At 62.8% G+C, this 14554-nt stretch carries 15 protein-coding genes and 1 pseudogene; 9 read left to right on the top strand and 7 right to left on the bottom strand.

The features are described from left to right. Window positions 1-177 precede the first annotated feature (177 nt). The gene (gene htpX, locus ACIOAU_RS11935) at window positions 178-1065 is read left to right on the top strand and encodes a protease HtpX (protein WP_101321555.1); all 888 of its coding nucleotides are present in this window, start codon (window positions 178-180) and stop codon (window positions 1063-1065) included. 57 nt (window positions 1066-1122) lie between these two features. On the opposite strand, the gene ACIOAU_RS11930 is transcribed toward htpX, so the two are convergent. After that, a complete protein-coding gene (locus tag ACIOAU_RS11930) occupies window positions 1123-1773 on the bottom strand; it encodes a thiopurine S-methyltransferase (protein ID WP_401182144.1) in 651 nt (216 codons plus the stop codon). Between the two features lie 102 nt (window positions 1774-1875). Between ACIOAU_RS11930 and ACIOAU_RS11925 the strand changes: the two genes are divergently transcribed. Then, window positions 1876-2643 (top strand): DODA-type extradiol aromatic ring-opening family dioxygenase, encoded by a 768-nt coding sequence (locus tag ACIOAU_RS11925; protein ID WP_401182141.1) that lies wholly within the window; start codon window positions 1876-1878, stop codon window positions 2641-2643. A gap of 66 nt (window positions 2644-2709) precedes the next feature. Here the strand turns inward: ACIOAU_RS11925 and ACIOAU_RS11920 are convergent. Continuing rightward, a pseudogene (locus ACIOAU_RS11920) lies at window positions 2710-4438 on the bottom strand (DEAD/DEAH box helicase). 343 nt (window positions 4439-4781) lie between these two features. Beyond that, entirely contained in the window at window positions 4782-5537 is a 756-nt protein-coding gene (locus tag ACIOAU_RS11915; RefSeq protein WP_188036499.1) for a spermidine synthase, read from the bottom strand. Between the two features lie 119 nt (window positions 5538-5656). Here ACIOAU_RS11915 and ACIOAU_RS11910 point away from each other — a divergent pair, with 119 nt between their 5' ends. After that, a complete protein-coding gene (locus ACIOAU_RS11910) occupies window positions 5657-7003 on the top strand; it encodes a class II 3-deoxy-7-phosphoheptulonate synthase (RefSeq protein WP_101321563.1) in 1347 nt (448 codons plus the stop codon). 44 nt (window positions 7004-7047) lie between these two features. Here the strand turns inward: ACIOAU_RS11910 and ACIOAU_RS11905 are convergent, their stop codons facing one another. After that, a complete protein-coding gene (locus ACIOAU_RS11905) occupies window positions 7048-7797 on the bottom strand; it encodes a sulfite exporter TauE/SafE family protein (RefSeq protein WP_103438148.1) in 750 nt (249 codons plus the stop codon). A 112-nt stretch (window positions 7798-7909) separates the two neighbouring features. On the opposite strand from ACIOAU_RS11905, the gene ACIOAU_RS11900 reads away from it, so the two are divergent. The 3 genes from ACIOAU_RS11900 to ACIOAU_RS11890 all read left to right on the top strand — a co-directional run bounded on the left by ACIOAU_RS11900 (window position 7910) and on the right by ACIOAU_RS11890 (window position 9933). After that, on the top strand, window positions 7910-8863 hold the full coding sequence (locus ACIOAU_RS11900) for a LysR substrate-binding domain-containing protein (protein WP_401182136.1): 954 nt from the start codon (window positions 7910-7912) through the stop codon (window positions 8861-8863). 57 nt (window positions 8864-8920) lie between these two features. Further along, complete coding sequence (locus ACIOAU_RS11895) at window positions 8921-9376, top strand: MarR family winged helix-turn-helix transcriptional regulator (RefSeq protein WP_101321569.1); 456 nt, start codon at window positions 8921-8923, stop codon at window positions 9374-9376. 128 nt (window positions 9377-9504) lie between these two features. Next, on the top strand, window positions 9505-9933 hold the full coding sequence (locus tag ACIOAU_RS11890; protein ID WP_150570117.1) for an organic hydroperoxide resistance protein: 429 nt from the start codon (window positions 9505-9507) through the stop codon (window positions 9931-9933). Between the two features lie 62 nt (window positions 9934-9995). Here ACIOAU_RS11890 and efp read toward each other — a convergent pair whose 3' ends face one another. Both efp and earP read right to left on the bottom strand, forming a co-directional pair. After that, the gene (efp, locus tag ACIOAU_RS11885) at window positions 9996-10565 is read right to left on the bottom strand and encodes an elongation factor P (protein ID WP_101321573.1); all 570 of its coding nucleotides are present in this window, start codon (window positions 10563-10565) and stop codon (window positions 9996-9998) included. Window positions 10566-10613: 48 nt separating this feature from the next. Beyond that, a complete protein-coding gene (gene earP, locus ACIOAU_RS11880) occupies window positions 10614-11747 on the bottom strand; it encodes an elongation factor P maturation arginine rhamnosyltransferase EarP (RefSeq protein ID WP_401182131.1) in 1134 nt (377 codons plus the stop codon). A 130-nt stretch (window positions 11748-11877) separates the two neighbouring features. Here earP and ACIOAU_RS11875 point away from each other — a divergent pair, with 130 nt between their 5' ends. Both ACIOAU_RS11875 and ACIOAU_RS11870 read left to right on the top strand, forming a co-directional pair. After that, the gene (locus ACIOAU_RS11875) at window positions 11878-12264 is read left to right on the top strand and encodes a hypothetical protein (protein ID WP_150570115.1); all 387 of its coding nucleotides are present in this window, start codon (window positions 11878-11880) and stop codon (window positions 12262-12264) included. Beyond that, the gene (locus tag ACIOAU_RS11870) at window positions 12264-12749 is read left to right on the top strand and encodes a transcription elongation factor GreAB (RefSeq protein ID WP_401182128.1); all 486 of its coding nucleotides are present in this window, start codon (window positions 12264-12266) and stop codon (window positions 12747-12749) included. The genes ACIOAU_RS11875 and ACIOAU_RS11870 overlap by 1 nt, the downstream gene beginning before the upstream one ends. On the opposite strand, the gene ACIOAU_RS11865 is transcribed toward ACIOAU_RS11870, so the two are convergent. Further along, entirely contained in the window at window positions 12746-13684 is a 939-nt protein-coding gene (locus tag ACIOAU_RS11865; RefSeq protein WP_401182125.1) for a LysR family transcriptional regulator, read from the bottom strand. The two genes, ACIOAU_RS11870 and ACIOAU_RS11865, sit on opposite strands and share 4 nt — an antisense overlap. Window positions 13685-13804: 120 nt before the next feature. Here ACIOAU_RS11865 and ACIOAU_RS11860 point away from each other — a divergent pair, with 120 nt between their 5' ends. Then, complete coding sequence (locus tag ACIOAU_RS11860; RefSeq protein ID WP_312391832.1) at window positions 13805-14554, top strand: 3-oxoacyl-ACP reductase family protein; 750 nt, start codon at window positions 13805-13807, stop codon at window positions 14552-14554.

Below are 14554 nucleotides of genomic sequence, written 5' to 3'. Positions count from 1 at the left end.
ACGGGTGCGGAATTCCCCTTACATCCTGCAACGCTCTCGCCTACAGCTGGGCGAAATTCCTCTGCCATACTCCGCGCTACACAGTTTGAAATAGTCGCCCGGTTGAATCAGCGCGACAGCCCCCTTATATACCCCGCAGTCAGCAAAATTTTCATCCGTCAGGAGAACGTAACAACCATGATGCGCATTCTGTTGTTTGTAGCCACCAACCTCGCGGTGGTGCTGGTTGCAAGCATTACCCTGAGCCTGTTCGGCTTCAATGGGTTCATGGCCGCCAATGGGGTTGACCTCGACCTCGGCCAGTTGCTGGTCTTCTGCGCCGTGTTCGGCTTCGCCGGCTCGCTGATCTCGCTGTTCATCTCCAAGTGGATGGCGAAGATGAGCACCGGCACGCAGATCATCACCCAGCCCCGCACCCGCCATGAGCAATGGCTGTTGCAGACGGTCGAAGAGCTATCCCGCGAAGCCGGCATCAAGATGCCCGAGGTGGGTATCTTCCCGGCTTACGAGGCCAATGCCTTTGCCACCGGCTGGAACCGCAACGACGCCTTGGTCGCCGTGTCGCAAGGCTTGCTCGAGCGCTTCTCGCCCGATGAAGTCCGCGCGGTGCTGGCCCACGAAATCGGCCACGTCGCCAACGGTGACATGGTCACCCTGGCGCTGGTGCAGGGCGTGGTAAACACCTTCGTCATGTTCTTTGCGCGGATCATCGGCAACTTTGTCGACAAGGTGATCTTCAAGAACGAAGAAGGCCGCGGTATCGCCTACTACGTCGCGACCATCGTTGCCGAGCTGATCCTGGGCATTCTGGCGAGCATGATCGTCATGTGGTTCTCGCGCCGCCGCGAGTACCGCGCCGACGAAGCCGGCGCTCGCCTGGCCGGCACCGGCGCCATGATCGCTGCCCTGCAGCGCCTGCGCGTCGAGCAAGGCATGCCGGTGCACATGCCCGACACGCTGAAGGCCTTCGGCATCAATGGCGGCCTCAAGCAGGGCCTGGCTGGTCTGCTGATGAGCCACCCGCCGCTGGAAGAGCGTATCGAAGCGCTGCGCCAACGCGGTTGATAACCCGCCGGGCCGCTGCCAAATGCGGCGGCCTGGCACGTTACATCTCGGACCGCTTCAGCGGTGCAAGTGATACACCCGCTCCAACAAGCTGCTCACGCCGGCCTGACTGTACTTAGGGCTTTCGGCAATGATCTGCTGAGTCCCCAGCGCATCAACCTGCCAACCTGCATAGCCTTCCCGCACTTCACGCTCAGCCACCGAAAACGGCGGACCGTCGATACGTGCCTGATCGTACTCAAGGGTCACCAGCAAGCCTTGGGCGCCAGCTGGCAAGCCGTTGCCAAGCAACTGCAGATAGCTGCTACGCATTTCCTGCGGCAAGGCAATCAGCGCCGCACGGTCATACAGCCCGGCGCACTCGGCCAGGTCAGCCGCCTGCAAGTCGAAGATATCGCCACACCAAAGCTCGATTTCCCCGCTGCGCCAGACCTCGAACTGGCCCTGACGGGAGACCTCTGGCTGCAGCCCGTTGCCGGCAAAAAACGCCTCGATTGCCTGAGCGGACAGCTCTACTCCACGCACCTGATGGCCCTGCCCGGCGAGCCAGAGCAGATCCAGGCTCTTGCCACACAGCGGCACCAGCACCCGGCTACCAGGCGCCAGTTGCAGGGACGGCCAATGCGCCTGCAAATAGGGATTTACCTGGCTCTGGTGAAAACCGATCTGGTTGTCTGCCCACTTCTTGTGCCAAAACGCAGCCTGCATGCTTCCTCCTGGTTTTTCGATCAGTCACTGCAAAAACTTATATTGGAAGTCGATCTGAATCTGCTCGAAGATGGCCTCATCTTAGCCTTCAGGACCACCGCCATGTTGCCCAGCCTGTTTATTTCCCACGGCTCTCCAATGCTGGCCTTGCAACCTGGGGCCAGCGGGCCGGCCCTGGCCAGGCTGGCCCGCGAGCTGCCTCGACCTAAAGCCATCGTACTGGTCTCGGCCCATTGGGAGAGCCGCGAGCTGCTGGTCATGAGCAACCCGCAGCCAGCGACCTGGCACGACTTCGGTGGCTTCCCGCCAGCGCTGTATGTCGTTGAATACCCGGCACCGGGTGCGCCCGAGCTGGCCAGTCAGATCAGCCAGCAACTGAGCGCTGCCGGCCTGCCAGCGCGGCTTGATGACCAGCGTCCGTTCGACCATGGTGCCTGGGTACCGCTGTCGCTGATGTACCGCGAGGCCGATATTCCCGTAGTACAGGTGTCGCTGCCCAGCCACGCCGGACCGGAGCTGCAACAGTGCGTCGGTCAGGCACTGGCCGCGTTGCGCGCAGACGGCATCCTGCTGATCGGCTCAGGCAGCATCACCCATAACCTCGGCGAGCTGGACTGGCACGCTGGGCCAGATGCTGTAGAGCCCTGGGCGCTGGCGTTTCGCGACTGGATCGTGGCCAGGCTGGAGGCGGATGACCGCCCTGCCCTGCTTGACTACCGGCGCCAGGCACCGCACGCGGTACGCAACCACCCGAGCGATGAGCACCTGCTGCCGTTGTTTTTCGCGATGGGTGCAGGGGCGCGCCTTGGCGTGGTCCATCAAGGCTTCACCCTCGGCGCGCTGGGCATGGACATCTATCGCTTCGATTGAGCCTGGGCGTTTTTCAGGCAAAAAAAATCCCCGAATCAATCGGGGATTTTTTTTAGTGCGCCAGGATCAATCCTCGCGATAGCGGCGCAGCTTGAGCTGCTTACCGGCTACGCGGGTGTCCTTGAGCTTGGTCAGCAGACGCTCCAGACCATCTTCCGGCAGCTCGACCAGGCTGAAGCTGTCGCGCACTTGGATACGGCCGATAGCATCGCGGGCCAAGCCGCCTTCGTTGAGGATCGCGCCGAGCAGGTTCTTGGCGGCGATGCCGTCACGAGCACCCAGAGCGGTACGGCAACGCACACGGCCTTCGGCCAGTGGCATTGGCGCACGGCGCTCACGGTCGCCACGGTCGCTGCTGCTGCGCTCGCCACGATCAGGGCGGTCGCTACGCTCGGTACGCTCGCCACGCGGGGCACCGGTTGGTACCAGCGGCTGCTCGCGCTCAACCGAAGCCAGGTCCAGCGGCTGACCGTTGGTGGCTTTGCTCAGCAGGGCCGAAGCCAGAGCACGCGGGGTGCATTCCAGCGAAGCGGTCAGGCGGTCGAACAGGTCGCCGTGGGTGGTTTCTGCTTCGGCTACCAGTGGCGCCAGGCTTGCGGTCAGCTTCTTGATGCGCGCATCGAGCACAGCTTGTGGGCCAGGCAGACGGGCTTCAGCAACTTTCTGACCGGTCACACGCTCGATAACCTGCAGCATGCGGCGCTCACGTGGAGTCACCAGCAGCAGTGCACGGCCTTCGCGACCGGCACGGCCAGTACGGCCGATACGGTGAACGTAGGACTCTGGGTCGTACGGCATGTCCACGTTGAACACGTGGGTGATGCGCGGTACGTCCAGACCACGGGCAGCGACGTCGGTAGCGACGACGATGTCCAGGCGGCCATCCTTGAGCGACTCGATGACGCGCTCACGCTGGTTCTGGGCGATGTCGCCGTTCAGCGCGGCAGCCTTGTAGCCTTTGGCTTCAAGGGCGGCAGCGAGATCCAGGGTGGCTTGCTTGGTACGCACGAAGGCGATCAGGGCATCGAACTCTTCGACTTCCAGCAGGCGCAGTACGGCAGCGATCTTCTGGTCAGCGTGAACCATCAGGTGAGCCTGATCAATCGCGGTGACGGTCTGAGTCTTGCTCTGGATCTTGACGTGTTTCGGCTCGCGCAGATGACGCTCGGCGATGCTGCGGATCGACGACGGCAGGGTCGCAGAGAACAGCACGGTCTGGCGAGTCGGCGGCAGGGCCTCGAAGATGACTTCGAGGTCGTCCATGAAGCCCAGCTTGAGCATCTCGTCGGCTTCGTCCAGCACCAGGTGCTGAACAGTCGACAGGACTTTCTCGTCGCGACGCAGGTGGTCGCACAGACGGCCTGGGGTCGCTACGACGATCTGAGCACCATTGCGAATGGCACGCAGCTGTGGGCCCATCGGGGCGCCACCGTACACAGCGACTACATTGATACCCGGCGTTTGTTTGGCGTAGGTTTCGAATGCGGTAGCAACTTGCAGCGCCAACTCACGGGTTGGCGCCAGGATCAGGGCTTGCGGTTCGCGCTTGCTCACATCGATGCGATTCAGGATCGGCAGAGCGAAGGCAGCGGTTTTACCGGTGCCGGTCTGCGCCTGGCCGATCATGTCATGACCGTCGAGGATGATCGGGATCGACTGATGCTGAATGGCGGACGGCTCTTCGTAGCCGGTGGCCATTACAGCAGCAACAATGTTCGGGTTAAGTCCGAGAGCGGCGAATCCGCCGGTTTCCTGGGTCATGGGTCTGCCTCTATGTGCATCCGCAAAGACCCATGCTCCAAAACTGCACATGCCTTGAAAGACCCAAAGGTCACCCAGGCAGTTTTGGCGGCGGGGATTTGCGAAAACGATTGAAAAAGAAATACTTGAGAAGGTCCGACTAGCGGACGTGCAGCCGAAGCTGGACTCGGAGGATTTGCACCACCTGATTTTGCGGCCCGCTAAAAGACCGGCGCGTACTATACCCGAAATCCTTGATTACGGTGAAATTTTTTTCTCGACCGTGGTGGGGTGGGTAGCTGGCCAGGGATTATGGCTGAATCGGTTCGGCTTTTGCGGGTGGCAGGATGAAGAATTGTAGTGTGCAGGCAATTCGGGGGGCATGCGCCCCGAAGGCCTCAGGTCGCCGGGCGAATCGTCTTGATCAGGTACTCAAGGCTATACCCCAACTGCGGCGCCAACGCCTCGGCCCGCGCGCGCAACTCGTCGATCTGCAATTCCTGATCGAATTCGGCTGGCACCAGCACCACGACATTGCCCTCCTTCACCGGCAACTCCCAATAATGCCGGTGGTAGAGTCCACGCAGCAGCGCCGCACCCAGCGGCTTGCCGTCATCGCCGGCCCACTGGTTGATCACCAGCCAACCGCCTGGGTTTAGCTGCTGCTGACACTGCTCGAGGAAATTCCAGGCCAGATGCGCCACTCCCGGCCCATGGTCGGTATACAGGTCGACAAAGATCAGGTCAGCCTTCTCGGCCGTCGGCAGCAACTCGACCGCATCACCAATGCGCACATACAGCCGCGGGTCATCGTCCAGACCGAGGTATTCCATGGCCAGCCGCGGTACATCCGGGCGCAGCTCGATGGCTTCGACGTCATCCAACGGCAGGAACTTCAGGCACGCCTGGGTCAGCGTACCCGCACCCAGGCCGAGAAACAGCGCGCTCTCGGGCAGCTCATGGCACAGCGCGCCGATCAGCATCGCCCGGGTGTAGTCGTATTCAAGCCAGCTAGGGTCAGCGGTAAACACGCAGCTTTGCTCGATGGCCTCACCGAATTCGAGAAAACGATAATCCTCGACCTCGTAAACGCTGACGATGCCATAGGCATCCTCGACCCGAGCCAGCAGCCGCTCTTCCCGCTCGTTAGTCATTACCACTCCCGCTGCACCGCGCACAAAAGCGCCATTGTCCGTCAATGCCTGCGGTGCAACAAGCACGCCGCCACCTGATACCATGAGCCATTGCCCATAACAGCCATAACGAGCCCGTGATGAACCAACCCTGGAGCCCTGAAAGCTGGCGTGCCCTGCCCATCCAGCAGCAGCCGAGCTACCCCGATGCCGCGCACCTGGCCAAGGTCGAGCAGACCCTCGCCAGCTATCCGCCGCTGGTGTTTGCCGGTGAAGCGCGCGAGCTGCGCCGGCAATTCGCCGAGGTCACCCAGGGCCGGGCGTTTCTGCTGCAGGGCGGCGATTGCGCCGAGAGCTTTGCCGAGTTTTCCGCCGCGAAGATCCGCGACACCTTCAAGGTGCTGCTGCAGATGGCCATCGTCATGACCTTTGCGGCCGGTTGCCCGGTGGTCAAGGTCGGGCGCATGGCCGGGCAGTTCGCCAAGCCGCGTTCGGCCGGTGACGAGACCATCGGCCAGGTGACCTTGCCAGCGTATCGCGGCGACATCGTCAACGGCATTGGCTTCGACGCACCCAGCCGCATCCCCGACCCCGAGCGCTTGCTGCAGGCGTATCACCAGTCCACCGCCAGCCTCAACCTGTTGCGCGCGTTCGCCCAGGGCGGCTTTGCCGACCTGCATCAGGTGCACAAGTGGAACCTCGACTTCATCGCCAACTCAGCCCTTGCCGACAAGTACCACCAGCTCGCCGACCGCATCGACGAGACCCTGGCGTTCATGCGCGCCTGTGGCCTGGACAGCGCGCCGCAGCTGCGCGAAACCAGTTTCTTCACCGCCCACGAAGCGCTGCTGCTGAACTACGAACAGGCGTTTGTACGCAGCGACAGCCTGACCGGCGATTTCTATGACTGCTCAGCGCACATGCTGTGGATCGGCGACCGCACCCGCCAGCTCGATGGCGCGCATGTCGAGTTTCTGCGCGGAGTGCACAACCCGATCGGGGTCAAGGTTGGCCCGAGCATGGACCCTGAGGAGTTGATTCGGCTGATCGATGTGCTCAACCCGAGCAACGATCCAGGCCGTCTGAACCTGATCGTGCGCATGGGCGCAGGCAAGGTCGGCACACACCTGCCGGGGCTGATCCGTACGGTAGAGCGCGAAGGCCGCCAGGTGCTGTGGAGCTGCGACCCGATGCACGCCAACACGATCAAGGCCAGCAGCGGCTACAAGACCCGCGACTTTGCGCAGATCCTCGATGAGGTGAAGCACTTCTTCCAGGTTCATCAGGCCGAAGGCTCGTACGCTGGCGGCATTCACATCGAGATGACCGGGCAGAACGTCACCGAGTGCATTGGCGGTGCGCGACCGATCACCGAAGACGGCTTGTCCGATCGCTACCACACCCACTGCGACCCGCGGCTGAATGCCGACCAGTCGCTGGAGTTGGCATTCCTCATCGCCGAAACCCTCAAACAGGTCCGTCGCTGACCTGCTCCGCGCAGTCACTGCCAGCCAGTGACTGCGCGACCGGCTTACAGCTCGTAAGCCAGCAGCACGGCGCACACCACCAAAAAGCCACAGAACATCATGCGCAGCACGCGCTCGGGCAAGGCGTGCGCGAGCTTCACGCCCCAACTGATGCTGAGCAGCCCGCCCACGGCCAGGGCAGCGCCCATCTGCCAGTCAACACTGTGGTGCAGGCCGTAGGTGAGCAAAGTCACCGAGGTGCTCGGTGCCGCCAATGCTAGCGACAGGCCCTGGGCGACTACCTGAGTGGTGCCGAACACACTGGTCAGTACCGGTGTGGCAACCACCGCGCCGCCAACCCCGAACAGCCCGCCCATGGTCCCGGCAAAACAGCCGAGCACACCCAGCCACGGCCACGGATAACGCAACTGGCTGCTGGCCGGTGCGGTGCGCATGAACATCCGCGCCAGGTTCCACACCACCAACGCCAGCAAAAAGCCGACAAAGCCCAGACGCATCGAATGGGCATCGATGCCGACCGCCCAGATCGAGCCCAGCCAGGCGAACAGCAGACTGCACAGCGACAACGGCAAGGCGTAGCGCAGTTCGATGCGGTTGCGCTGGTTGTAGCGCCACAGCGCCAGCAGCACATTCGGCACCACCATCACCAGCGCGGTGCCTTGCGCGAGTTGTTGGTCCAGACCGAATAGCACGCCCAGCGCCGGTATCGCGATCAAGCCGCCACCGATGCCGAACAACCCGCCCACCGTGCCCAATGCAGCGCCCAGTACGATATACAGCAACCACTCGATCATCAGGGCCTCATCTGCCTGTTACACAATGTGTACATGCTAACCATTGCGGGCTGGTAGGGAAACGCACAGCAGCGCACAATGGCTTTGCGTATCTCGCACAAGCAGAGCCTGAATGAACCCCGATGCCCTTACCGAACAGCTGAGCCTGTTCCTCGACGTGCTCGACACCGGCAGTTTTTCCGCCGCGTCCAGGCGCCATCCCCTGACCCCATCAGCCGTAGCTCGGCGCATCGACAGTCTCGAGGCAGCAGTGGGCAGCCGGCTGTTCGTGCGCAGCACCCATGCCGTACGCGTGACTCCCGCCGGCAAGGCCTTTGCCGAACGCGCGCGACGCATCATCGAAGAGCTGCGCCTGGCCCGCGCCGAAGCGGTCTCGCTGAGCAACGCCCCTGAGGGGCTGATCCGCATCGACGCCCCGGCCGCCTCCGGCCGCCTGCACCTGGCCCCGGCGATTGCCGACTTTCTCGCGGCGTATCCCGGGCTGGACGTGCGCCTGCGCCTGATCGACAGCTTCGTCGACCTGCACGGCAGCCACCTGGGCGAGGTAGATCTGGTGTTGCGCGCCGGCCCCTTGGCCGACACCCGCCTGGTTGCTACACCACTGGCCTATATGGTCCGCGTGGCCTGCGCCAGCCCGGCGTATCTGACCAACCGTGGCCTGCCCAACTGCCCCAGCGAACTAGCAGAGCACGACGGCCTCGACTGGGACGGCCTGGCGCCACCGTTTGCCTGGCGCTTCAACGTCGACGGCCAACTGCGCCTGTATCGGCCCAGCCGCATGCGCATGTCAGCCAACAACGCCGAGACCCTGCTGTGCGGCGCCCTGGCCGGTTTGGGAGTGGCACATCTGCCGACCTGGCTGATCAGCGAGCACCTGCTGCGCGGCGACCTGGTGCCGTTATTCTGCCAAAACGGCCTGCCTGCAGCCGAGACCAGCGGTATCTATGCATTACGCCTGGAACATGAAACGAACTCTCGCAGCCGCTTGCTGCTCGAATTCCTCAAGAGCCGGTTCAGTCCGTTGCCGCCGTGGGATCTTGCCCTGCGCAGCGAATTACGCTGGTAGTGAGCGCGCCAGCTATCAGCGTGCTAGATTTTAAATCTGAAGAATTCAAGGACCTGCATGAACGCCGACACTAAAGCCCCCTGCGACGAGCTGCTGCTGAACAACCAGGTCTGTTTTGCCCTGCACTCGACCTCGTTGCTGATGACCAAGGTTTACAAGCCCTTGCTGCAGGCGCTTGGCCTGACCTATCCGCAATACCTGGCGATGCTGGTGTTGTGGGAGCAGGACGGCCTGACCGTAGGTGAAATCAGCAATCGCCTGCTGACCGACCCTGGCTCGCTGACCCCGCTGCTCAAACGCCTGGAAAGCGAGGGCCTGCTCAAGCGCACCCGCAGCCGCGAGGATGAACGGGTGGTACTGGTGCAACTGACCGACAAGGGCCATGCCCTGCATGAGGATGCCAAGCGCGTGCCGCAGTGCATTCTGCAGGCAAGCGGGCGCAGCCTGGAGCGGCTCCAGCAGTTGCAGGCCGAACTGTTGGACCTGCGCGCCAGCCTGCAAAAAGCCGTATAGCACCTAGGCTGTGACAGCCGCTCCGACAAACGGTCAGCTATTTATCTTGCGCACTAACTAATTGCGCGCTAATTTAAATCCCACACCAACCAGCGCCACGGCGCGCAGCACATTACGCGAGGCTAGTCATGCAAAAGGTCACTCCGCTGTACATTGCCCAAGCCACTTCTACCGGTGGTCGTGATGGCAAATCCCGCTCGGACGACGGCAAGCTCGAAGTCAAACTGAGCACGCCGAAAGAGCTCGGCGGCGCCGGCGGCGAAGGCAGCAATCCCGAGCAGCTGTTCGCTGCCGGCTACTCGGCCTGCTTCATCGGTGCCCTGAAGTTTGTCGCGGGCCAGGCCAAGCAACCGTTGCCAGCAGACACCACGATCACCGCCAAGGTCGGCATTGGCCAGATTCCCGGTGGCTTTGGCCTGGACATCGACCTGGAGATCAACCTGCCCGGCCTGGAACAAGCCGCAGCGCAGGAGCTGGTCGACAAGGCACACCAGGTCTGCCCGTACTCCAATGCCACCCGCGGCAACGTCGATGTACGCTTGCATGTGAACGTCTGAGTAATCTTCAGGCATAAAAAAACCCGGCCAGCGCCGGGTTTTTTTGCGTTCGGCAGAAGTGATTACTTCTTCGAACGGCCTTTGAAGCTACCGTCACGGGTGTCGATATCGATCATTTCGTCGATTTCGATGAAGTCAGCAACCTGAACTTCAGTACCGTTGGACAGTTTGGCAGGCTTCATGACCTTGCCCGAAGTGTCGCCACGCGCCGAGTTCTCGGTGTAGACAACTTTACGGCTGATGGTGGTCGGCAGTTCAACCGAAACCAGACGGTCTTCGAAGAACACCGCTTCGCAGACGTCTTCCATGCCTTCTTCGATGTACGGCAGAACGGCCTCGATGTCTTCGGCGTTCAGCTCGTACATGGTGTAGTCGCTGGTGTCCATGAAGGTGTACGAGTCACCGCTGATGAACGACAGGGTCGCTTCTTTGCGATCGAGGATCACGTCGTCCAGCTTGTCGTCTGCACCGTATACGGTTTCAGTCTTGTAGCCGGTCAGCAGGTTTTTCAGCTTGGTCTTCATGATCGCGCTGTTACGGCCCGACTTGGTGAACTCAGCTTTCTGAACCAGCCACGGATCGTTATCGATGCGCAGAACGGTACCGGGTTTGATTTCTTTACCAGTTTTCATTGCGAAATATCCGAATCTGGATGGATTTATAAAAATCGAGGCCGCGTATCATAGCGAATTTCGGCAAAAGTGTACTAGCGCTGTGGCGAGGTCCGGCTGAGCGGCTTGCGCGACAGCCCATTCGCGGGCATGGGTTTGCAGTTCGTCCCAGTGTGGCTGCAGCGCTTGCCAGGCCTGGCCCATGTCGCCGTCGATGTTCCATGCCCGCCACAATGCGGTCAGCGCCACGCTGGCCGGGTCTGACAGACCCTGGCGGTAGAGCGCCAGGAACGCTTCGAGTTTTTCCCAGTGGGCATTCTCGTCCTGGACGTAGATATGCCACAGCATCGGCACACCGGCCCACTGCGCACGCACGAACGAATCTTCACCGCGCACGGCATTGAAGTCGCAGGCCCACAGCAGCTTGTCGTAATCACCCTGACTGACGAATGGCACCACCTGCACAGTCAGCGCGCCGCGTTGATGCAGCGCACCCGGCGCCAGCGTGGCAACCTCGAGCCAGGCCGCCAGGTCCGCCAGAATTCGCCCCTGTGGCACCAGCAGGTGAGTCGCTTGCGCCCCTGCCGCCAGCGCCTGCAGCCAACTGCCCAACTGGCGGTTCTCATAAGCGAACAGCGACAGCAGCCGGCTGCCGGATGCGACCTGCACGCCCAGCCCTGCCAAAAACTCTGCCCGTTGCTTTGGCGCTGACTGCAGGCTGTCGCGGCTCCCCAGCAAACCGGCCTCGCGCAGCAGGCCGCCGGTCCTGGCGGTGAAACCCGGGAAGAAAAACACCTTACGCAGGCCGTTGGGCTGGGGCGACGGCAAACCGTGGCAACCCTCGACCCAGTCTTCGGCGCTCAGGTACTCGAGGTTCAGCCACAACGGCGGCGTCGCTTGCGCGCTCATCGCTTCGATGTAGGCCGGGGGCAGTTGGCAGGCAAAAGCACCGATCACCACCTCGGCTGGTGTAGTGGCCGGCCATGCCGCCGGCCAATGGCGCACGTCGACCCCCTCGTGCCACTGCTGCTCGGCGCTGGCGTCAGCGGCTGGGCACAGCGGCACGAAGGCCCTCAGGTCGTCGACCCACAAGCGAACAGCCAGGCCATGTTCGGCCACCAGTTGCCGGGCCAGGCGCCAGGTCACGCCGATATCACCGTAGTTATCCACAACGGTGCAAAAGATATCCCAGCTGGCTTTCATCGCCGCTCCCATGCTGCGCGGTAAAACCCGCGATTTTGCGGATAAACGCCTGCCGACAAAAGCACCGCGCTGAATATTTGTCGGCGGCCATGCGACAATGCTCGCCACCCCGCCCTGCCAGGAGGCCGCCATGTACCGCCGCCGTGAACTGAAGATTACCCTCAAGCCCGTGCAACTGGTGCTGTGTATTGCCTTCGGCCTGTGGCTTGGCGCCGTCGCGATTGCCGTGAGCCTGTGGCTGGCGGCGCGGTTGTGGCCCGAACAGGTGCAGCCGGTCGCTCAGGTGCTGGCACCGGCAATCGTAGCGCCAGCACCGGCCGCAGCCGGCGATGCCCAGGCGCAGATGTTCGAGCGTTACAAGGACATTCTGCACAACCAGGAAGCCGAGCAGGCCGCCGCAGCCGCGCAGGGCAACCCGCGTAACCTGAACAAGCCCAAGTGCCAGTTCTGGCTGCAGCAGAATCGCACCGCGCCGACCGACAAGAGCCAGGCCAACGTACTCGAGTTCTGTTACTGATGCTGAACAAGAATGAAGTCCTCAGCGCCATCGTCACTGCCCTCGAAGCCGACGTCGAGGCACTGCGGCGGGCCGCGCAGATCGCCTATGAAGCCGCCACCGCCGAAGAGAACAAGGCCGAGAACAAGTACGACACCCTCGGCCTCGAGGCTTCTTACCTGGCAACCGGCCAGGCCCGTCGCGCTGCCGAGATCCGCCAGGCGCTGCTGACCTATCAACAGTTGGTGCTGCGTGACTATGACCCCGCACGCGGCATTCAGATCAGCAGCCTGGTCACCCTCGAAGACGAACAAGGCGATCAGCGTCGGGTGTTCATTGGCCCGGAGGGCGCCGGCCTGAAGATTGGCCACGGGCCGCAGCAGGTGACCGTGATCACCCCGCGCTCACCACTGGGGCAAGTGTTGATCGGCAAGCGGCTGGACGATGAAGTGAGCCTGGTGGTGGCAGGCGTGGCCCAGGCGTCCGCCGTGGTTGCTGTCGTCTAAAGCAGCTCCAGCGCATCAAAGGCGCTGGCCAGGCCCTGCTCGGCAAACTGCCCGACGACAAAGTCGATGAACGCGCGGGTCTTGCCCGGCAGCAGCTTGTGCCCAGCGTAGTAAACGCTGATGTTGCCATCGTCCACGTACCAGTCCGGTAGCACCCGTTGCAGCAGGCCAGCGCGCAGGTACGGCACAGCAAACGGCAGGCTGACCAAGGCAATCCCCAGGCCTTGCTGGGCCACTGCGCAGGCAGCATCGGAGTCGCTCATGGTCATGGCCTGACGCAACTGCAGCGGTCGTTGCTCACGCCCGCGACTGGTCAATGGCCAGGCCCGCACGCGGCCGGTCTGCGGCGAGCGGATAAGAATGCCGGGCAACTCGATCAGATCTTCCGGCTGATTGATCGCGGCGCGCCCTTGAATAAACCCAGGCGCCGCGACCAGCACCCGATGCGCTGGAGTCAACCGCCGCGCCACCACCCCCGGCGGCAGCTCGAAGCCGCCGCCGATGGCCGCATCGAAGCCCTGGCCGATCAGGTCGACCTGGCGGTTGTCGAAGTGCCAATCCGGCGTGATCGCCGGGAAGCGCTGCAAGAACTCACCCAGCAGCGGCAGCACGTACAGGCGGCCGAACACCGTGCCCATGCTCACCCGCAACAGCCCCGCCGGCTGCCCCTGCGCGCTGGCCAGGTTGGCCATTGCCGACTGGATAGTGCCGAAGCTGTCCTTGACCTCGCTTAAAAAGCGTTGGCCGGCTTCGGTCAGGGTCAGCTTGCGGGTGCTGCGCTGAAACAGCCGCACACCCAGGCGCGACTCCAGCTGGGCAACGTTCTTGCCCACTGCGGCCGGAGTCAGGCGCAGCCGCCGAGCCGCTTCGGCGAAGCTGCCAACCTCGGCGCTGCGGATAAAGCATTCCAGCGTACTGAATGACTCGATGGCCATGATTAGCAACCCAGGGTTTACTCTGCTGATAGTGATTAGCATCTTATCAGTAGCTAATCGGCAGCGGATACTGCGCCCATGCCAAGGCCTTTCGCCTTGCCCACTAGCAGGAGTTCGCCCATGTCCAGTTCCCTCACCCTCACCGGCAAAGTCGCTTTGGTCCAAGGCGGTTCGCGTGGCATCGGTGCAGCCATCGTGCGCCGCCTGGCGCTGCAAGGTGCACACGTCGCGTTCACCTACGTCAGCTCCGCCGGGCCTGCCCAGGCCCTGGCCGAAGAGATAAATAGCGCCGGCGGCAAGGCCTTGGCGCTGCGCGCAGACAGCGCCGATGCCAGCGCCGTCCAGCAAGCGGTACAGAACACCGTGGAGACTTTCGGCCGGCTGGATATCCTGGTCAACAACGCCGGCGTGCTCGCCGTTGCACCCGTCGCCGAGTTCGATCTGGCCGAGTTCGACCGCATGCTCGCGGTCAACGTGCGCAGCGTGTTCGTCGCCAGTCAGGCTGCAGCGCCGCACCTGGGCCAGGGCGGGCGAATCATCAATATCGGCAGCACCAATGCCGAGCGCATGCCGTTTGCCGGCGGCGCCCCGTATGCCATGAGCAAGTCAGCGCTGGTTGGCCTGACCAAAGGCCTGGCACGCGACCTCGGCCCGCAGGGCGTGACCGTCAACAACGTGCAGCCAGGGCCAGTGGATACCGACATGAACCCGGCCGATGGCGACTTTGCCGACAGCCTGATCCCGTTGATGGCCGTCGGCCGTTATGGCCACGCCGAGGAAATCGCCAGCTTTGTCGCCTATCTGGCCGGCCCCGAAGCGGGCTACATCACCGGCGCCAGCCTGACCGTGGATGGCGGCTTTTCGGCCTGA

The organism is Pseudomonas sp. NPDC088322, assembly GCF_044740745.1.
GTDB classification, from domain to species: Bacteria; Pseudomonadota; Gammaproteobacteria; order Pseudomonadales; family Pseudomonadaceae; genus Aquipseudomonas; species Aquipseudomonas shirazensis.
This window is presented reverse-complemented; position numbering and strand designations above follow the sequence as displayed.

What these genes read in the sequence shown, in the direction of transcription:
- efp (WP_101321573.1), bottom strand. Translation starts at nt 10,565, where the DNA reads ATGAAAACTGGTAAAGAAATCAAACCCGGTACCGTTCTGCGCATCGAT.
- ACIOAU_RS11895 (WP_101321569.1), top strand. Translation starts at nt 8,921, where the DNA reads ATGAACGCCGACACTAAAGCCCCCTGCGACGAGCTGCTGCTGAACAAC.
- earP (WP_401182131.1), bottom strand. Translation starts at nt 11,747, where the DNA reads ATGAAAGCCAGCTGGGATATCTTTTGCACCGTTGTGGATAACTACGGT.
- ACIOAU_RS11865 (WP_401182125.1), bottom strand. Translation starts at nt 13,684, where the DNA reads ATGGCCATCGAGTCATTCAGTACGCTGGAATGCTTTATCCGCAGCGCC.
- htpX (WP_101321555.1), top strand. Translation starts at nt 178, where the DNA reads ATGATGCGCATTCTGTTGTTTGTAGCCACCAACCTCGCGGTGGTGCTG.
- ACIOAU_RS11930 (WP_401182144.1), bottom strand. Translation starts at nt 1,773, where the DNA reads ATGCAGGCTGCGTTTTGGCACAAGAAGTGGGCAGACAACCAGATCGGT.
- ACIOAU_RS11925 (WP_401182141.1), top strand. Translation starts at nt 1,876, where the DNA reads ATGTTGCCCAGCCTGTTTATTTCCCACGGCTCTCCAATGCTGGCCTTG.
- ACIOAU_RS11860 (WP_312391832.1), top strand. Translation starts at nt 13,805, where the DNA reads ATGTCCAGTTCCCTCACCCTCACCGGCAAAGTCGCTTTGGTCCAAGGC.
- ACIOAU_RS11890 (WP_150570117.1), top strand. Translation starts at nt 9,505, where the DNA reads ATGCAAAAGGTCACTCCGCTGTACATTGCCCAAGCCACTTCTACCGGT.
- ACIOAU_RS11870 (WP_401182128.1), top strand. Translation starts at nt 12,264, where the DNA reads ATGCTGAACAAGAATGAAGTCCTCAGCGCCATCGTCACTGCCCTCGAA.
- ACIOAU_RS11910 (WP_101321563.1), top strand. Translation starts at nt 5,657, where the DNA reads ATGAACCAACCCTGGAGCCCTGAAAGCTGGCGTGCCCTGCCCATCCAG.
- ACIOAU_RS11875 (WP_150570115.1), top strand. Translation starts at nt 11,878, where the DNA reads ATGTACCGCCGCCGTGAACTGAAGATTACCCTCAAGCCCGTGCAACTG.
- ACIOAU_RS11915 (WP_188036499.1), bottom strand. Translation starts at nt 5,537, where the DNA reads ATGACTAACGAGCGGGAAGAGCGGCTGCTGGCTCGGGTCGAGGATGCC.
- ACIOAU_RS11900 (WP_401182136.1), top strand. Translation starts at nt 7,910, where the DNA reads ATGAACCCCGATGCCCTTACCGAACAGCTGAGCCTGTTCCTCGACGTG.
- ACIOAU_RS11905 (WP_103438148.1), bottom strand. Translation starts at nt 7,797, where the DNA reads ATGATCGAGTGGTTGCTGTATATCGTACTGGGCGCTGCATTGGGCACG.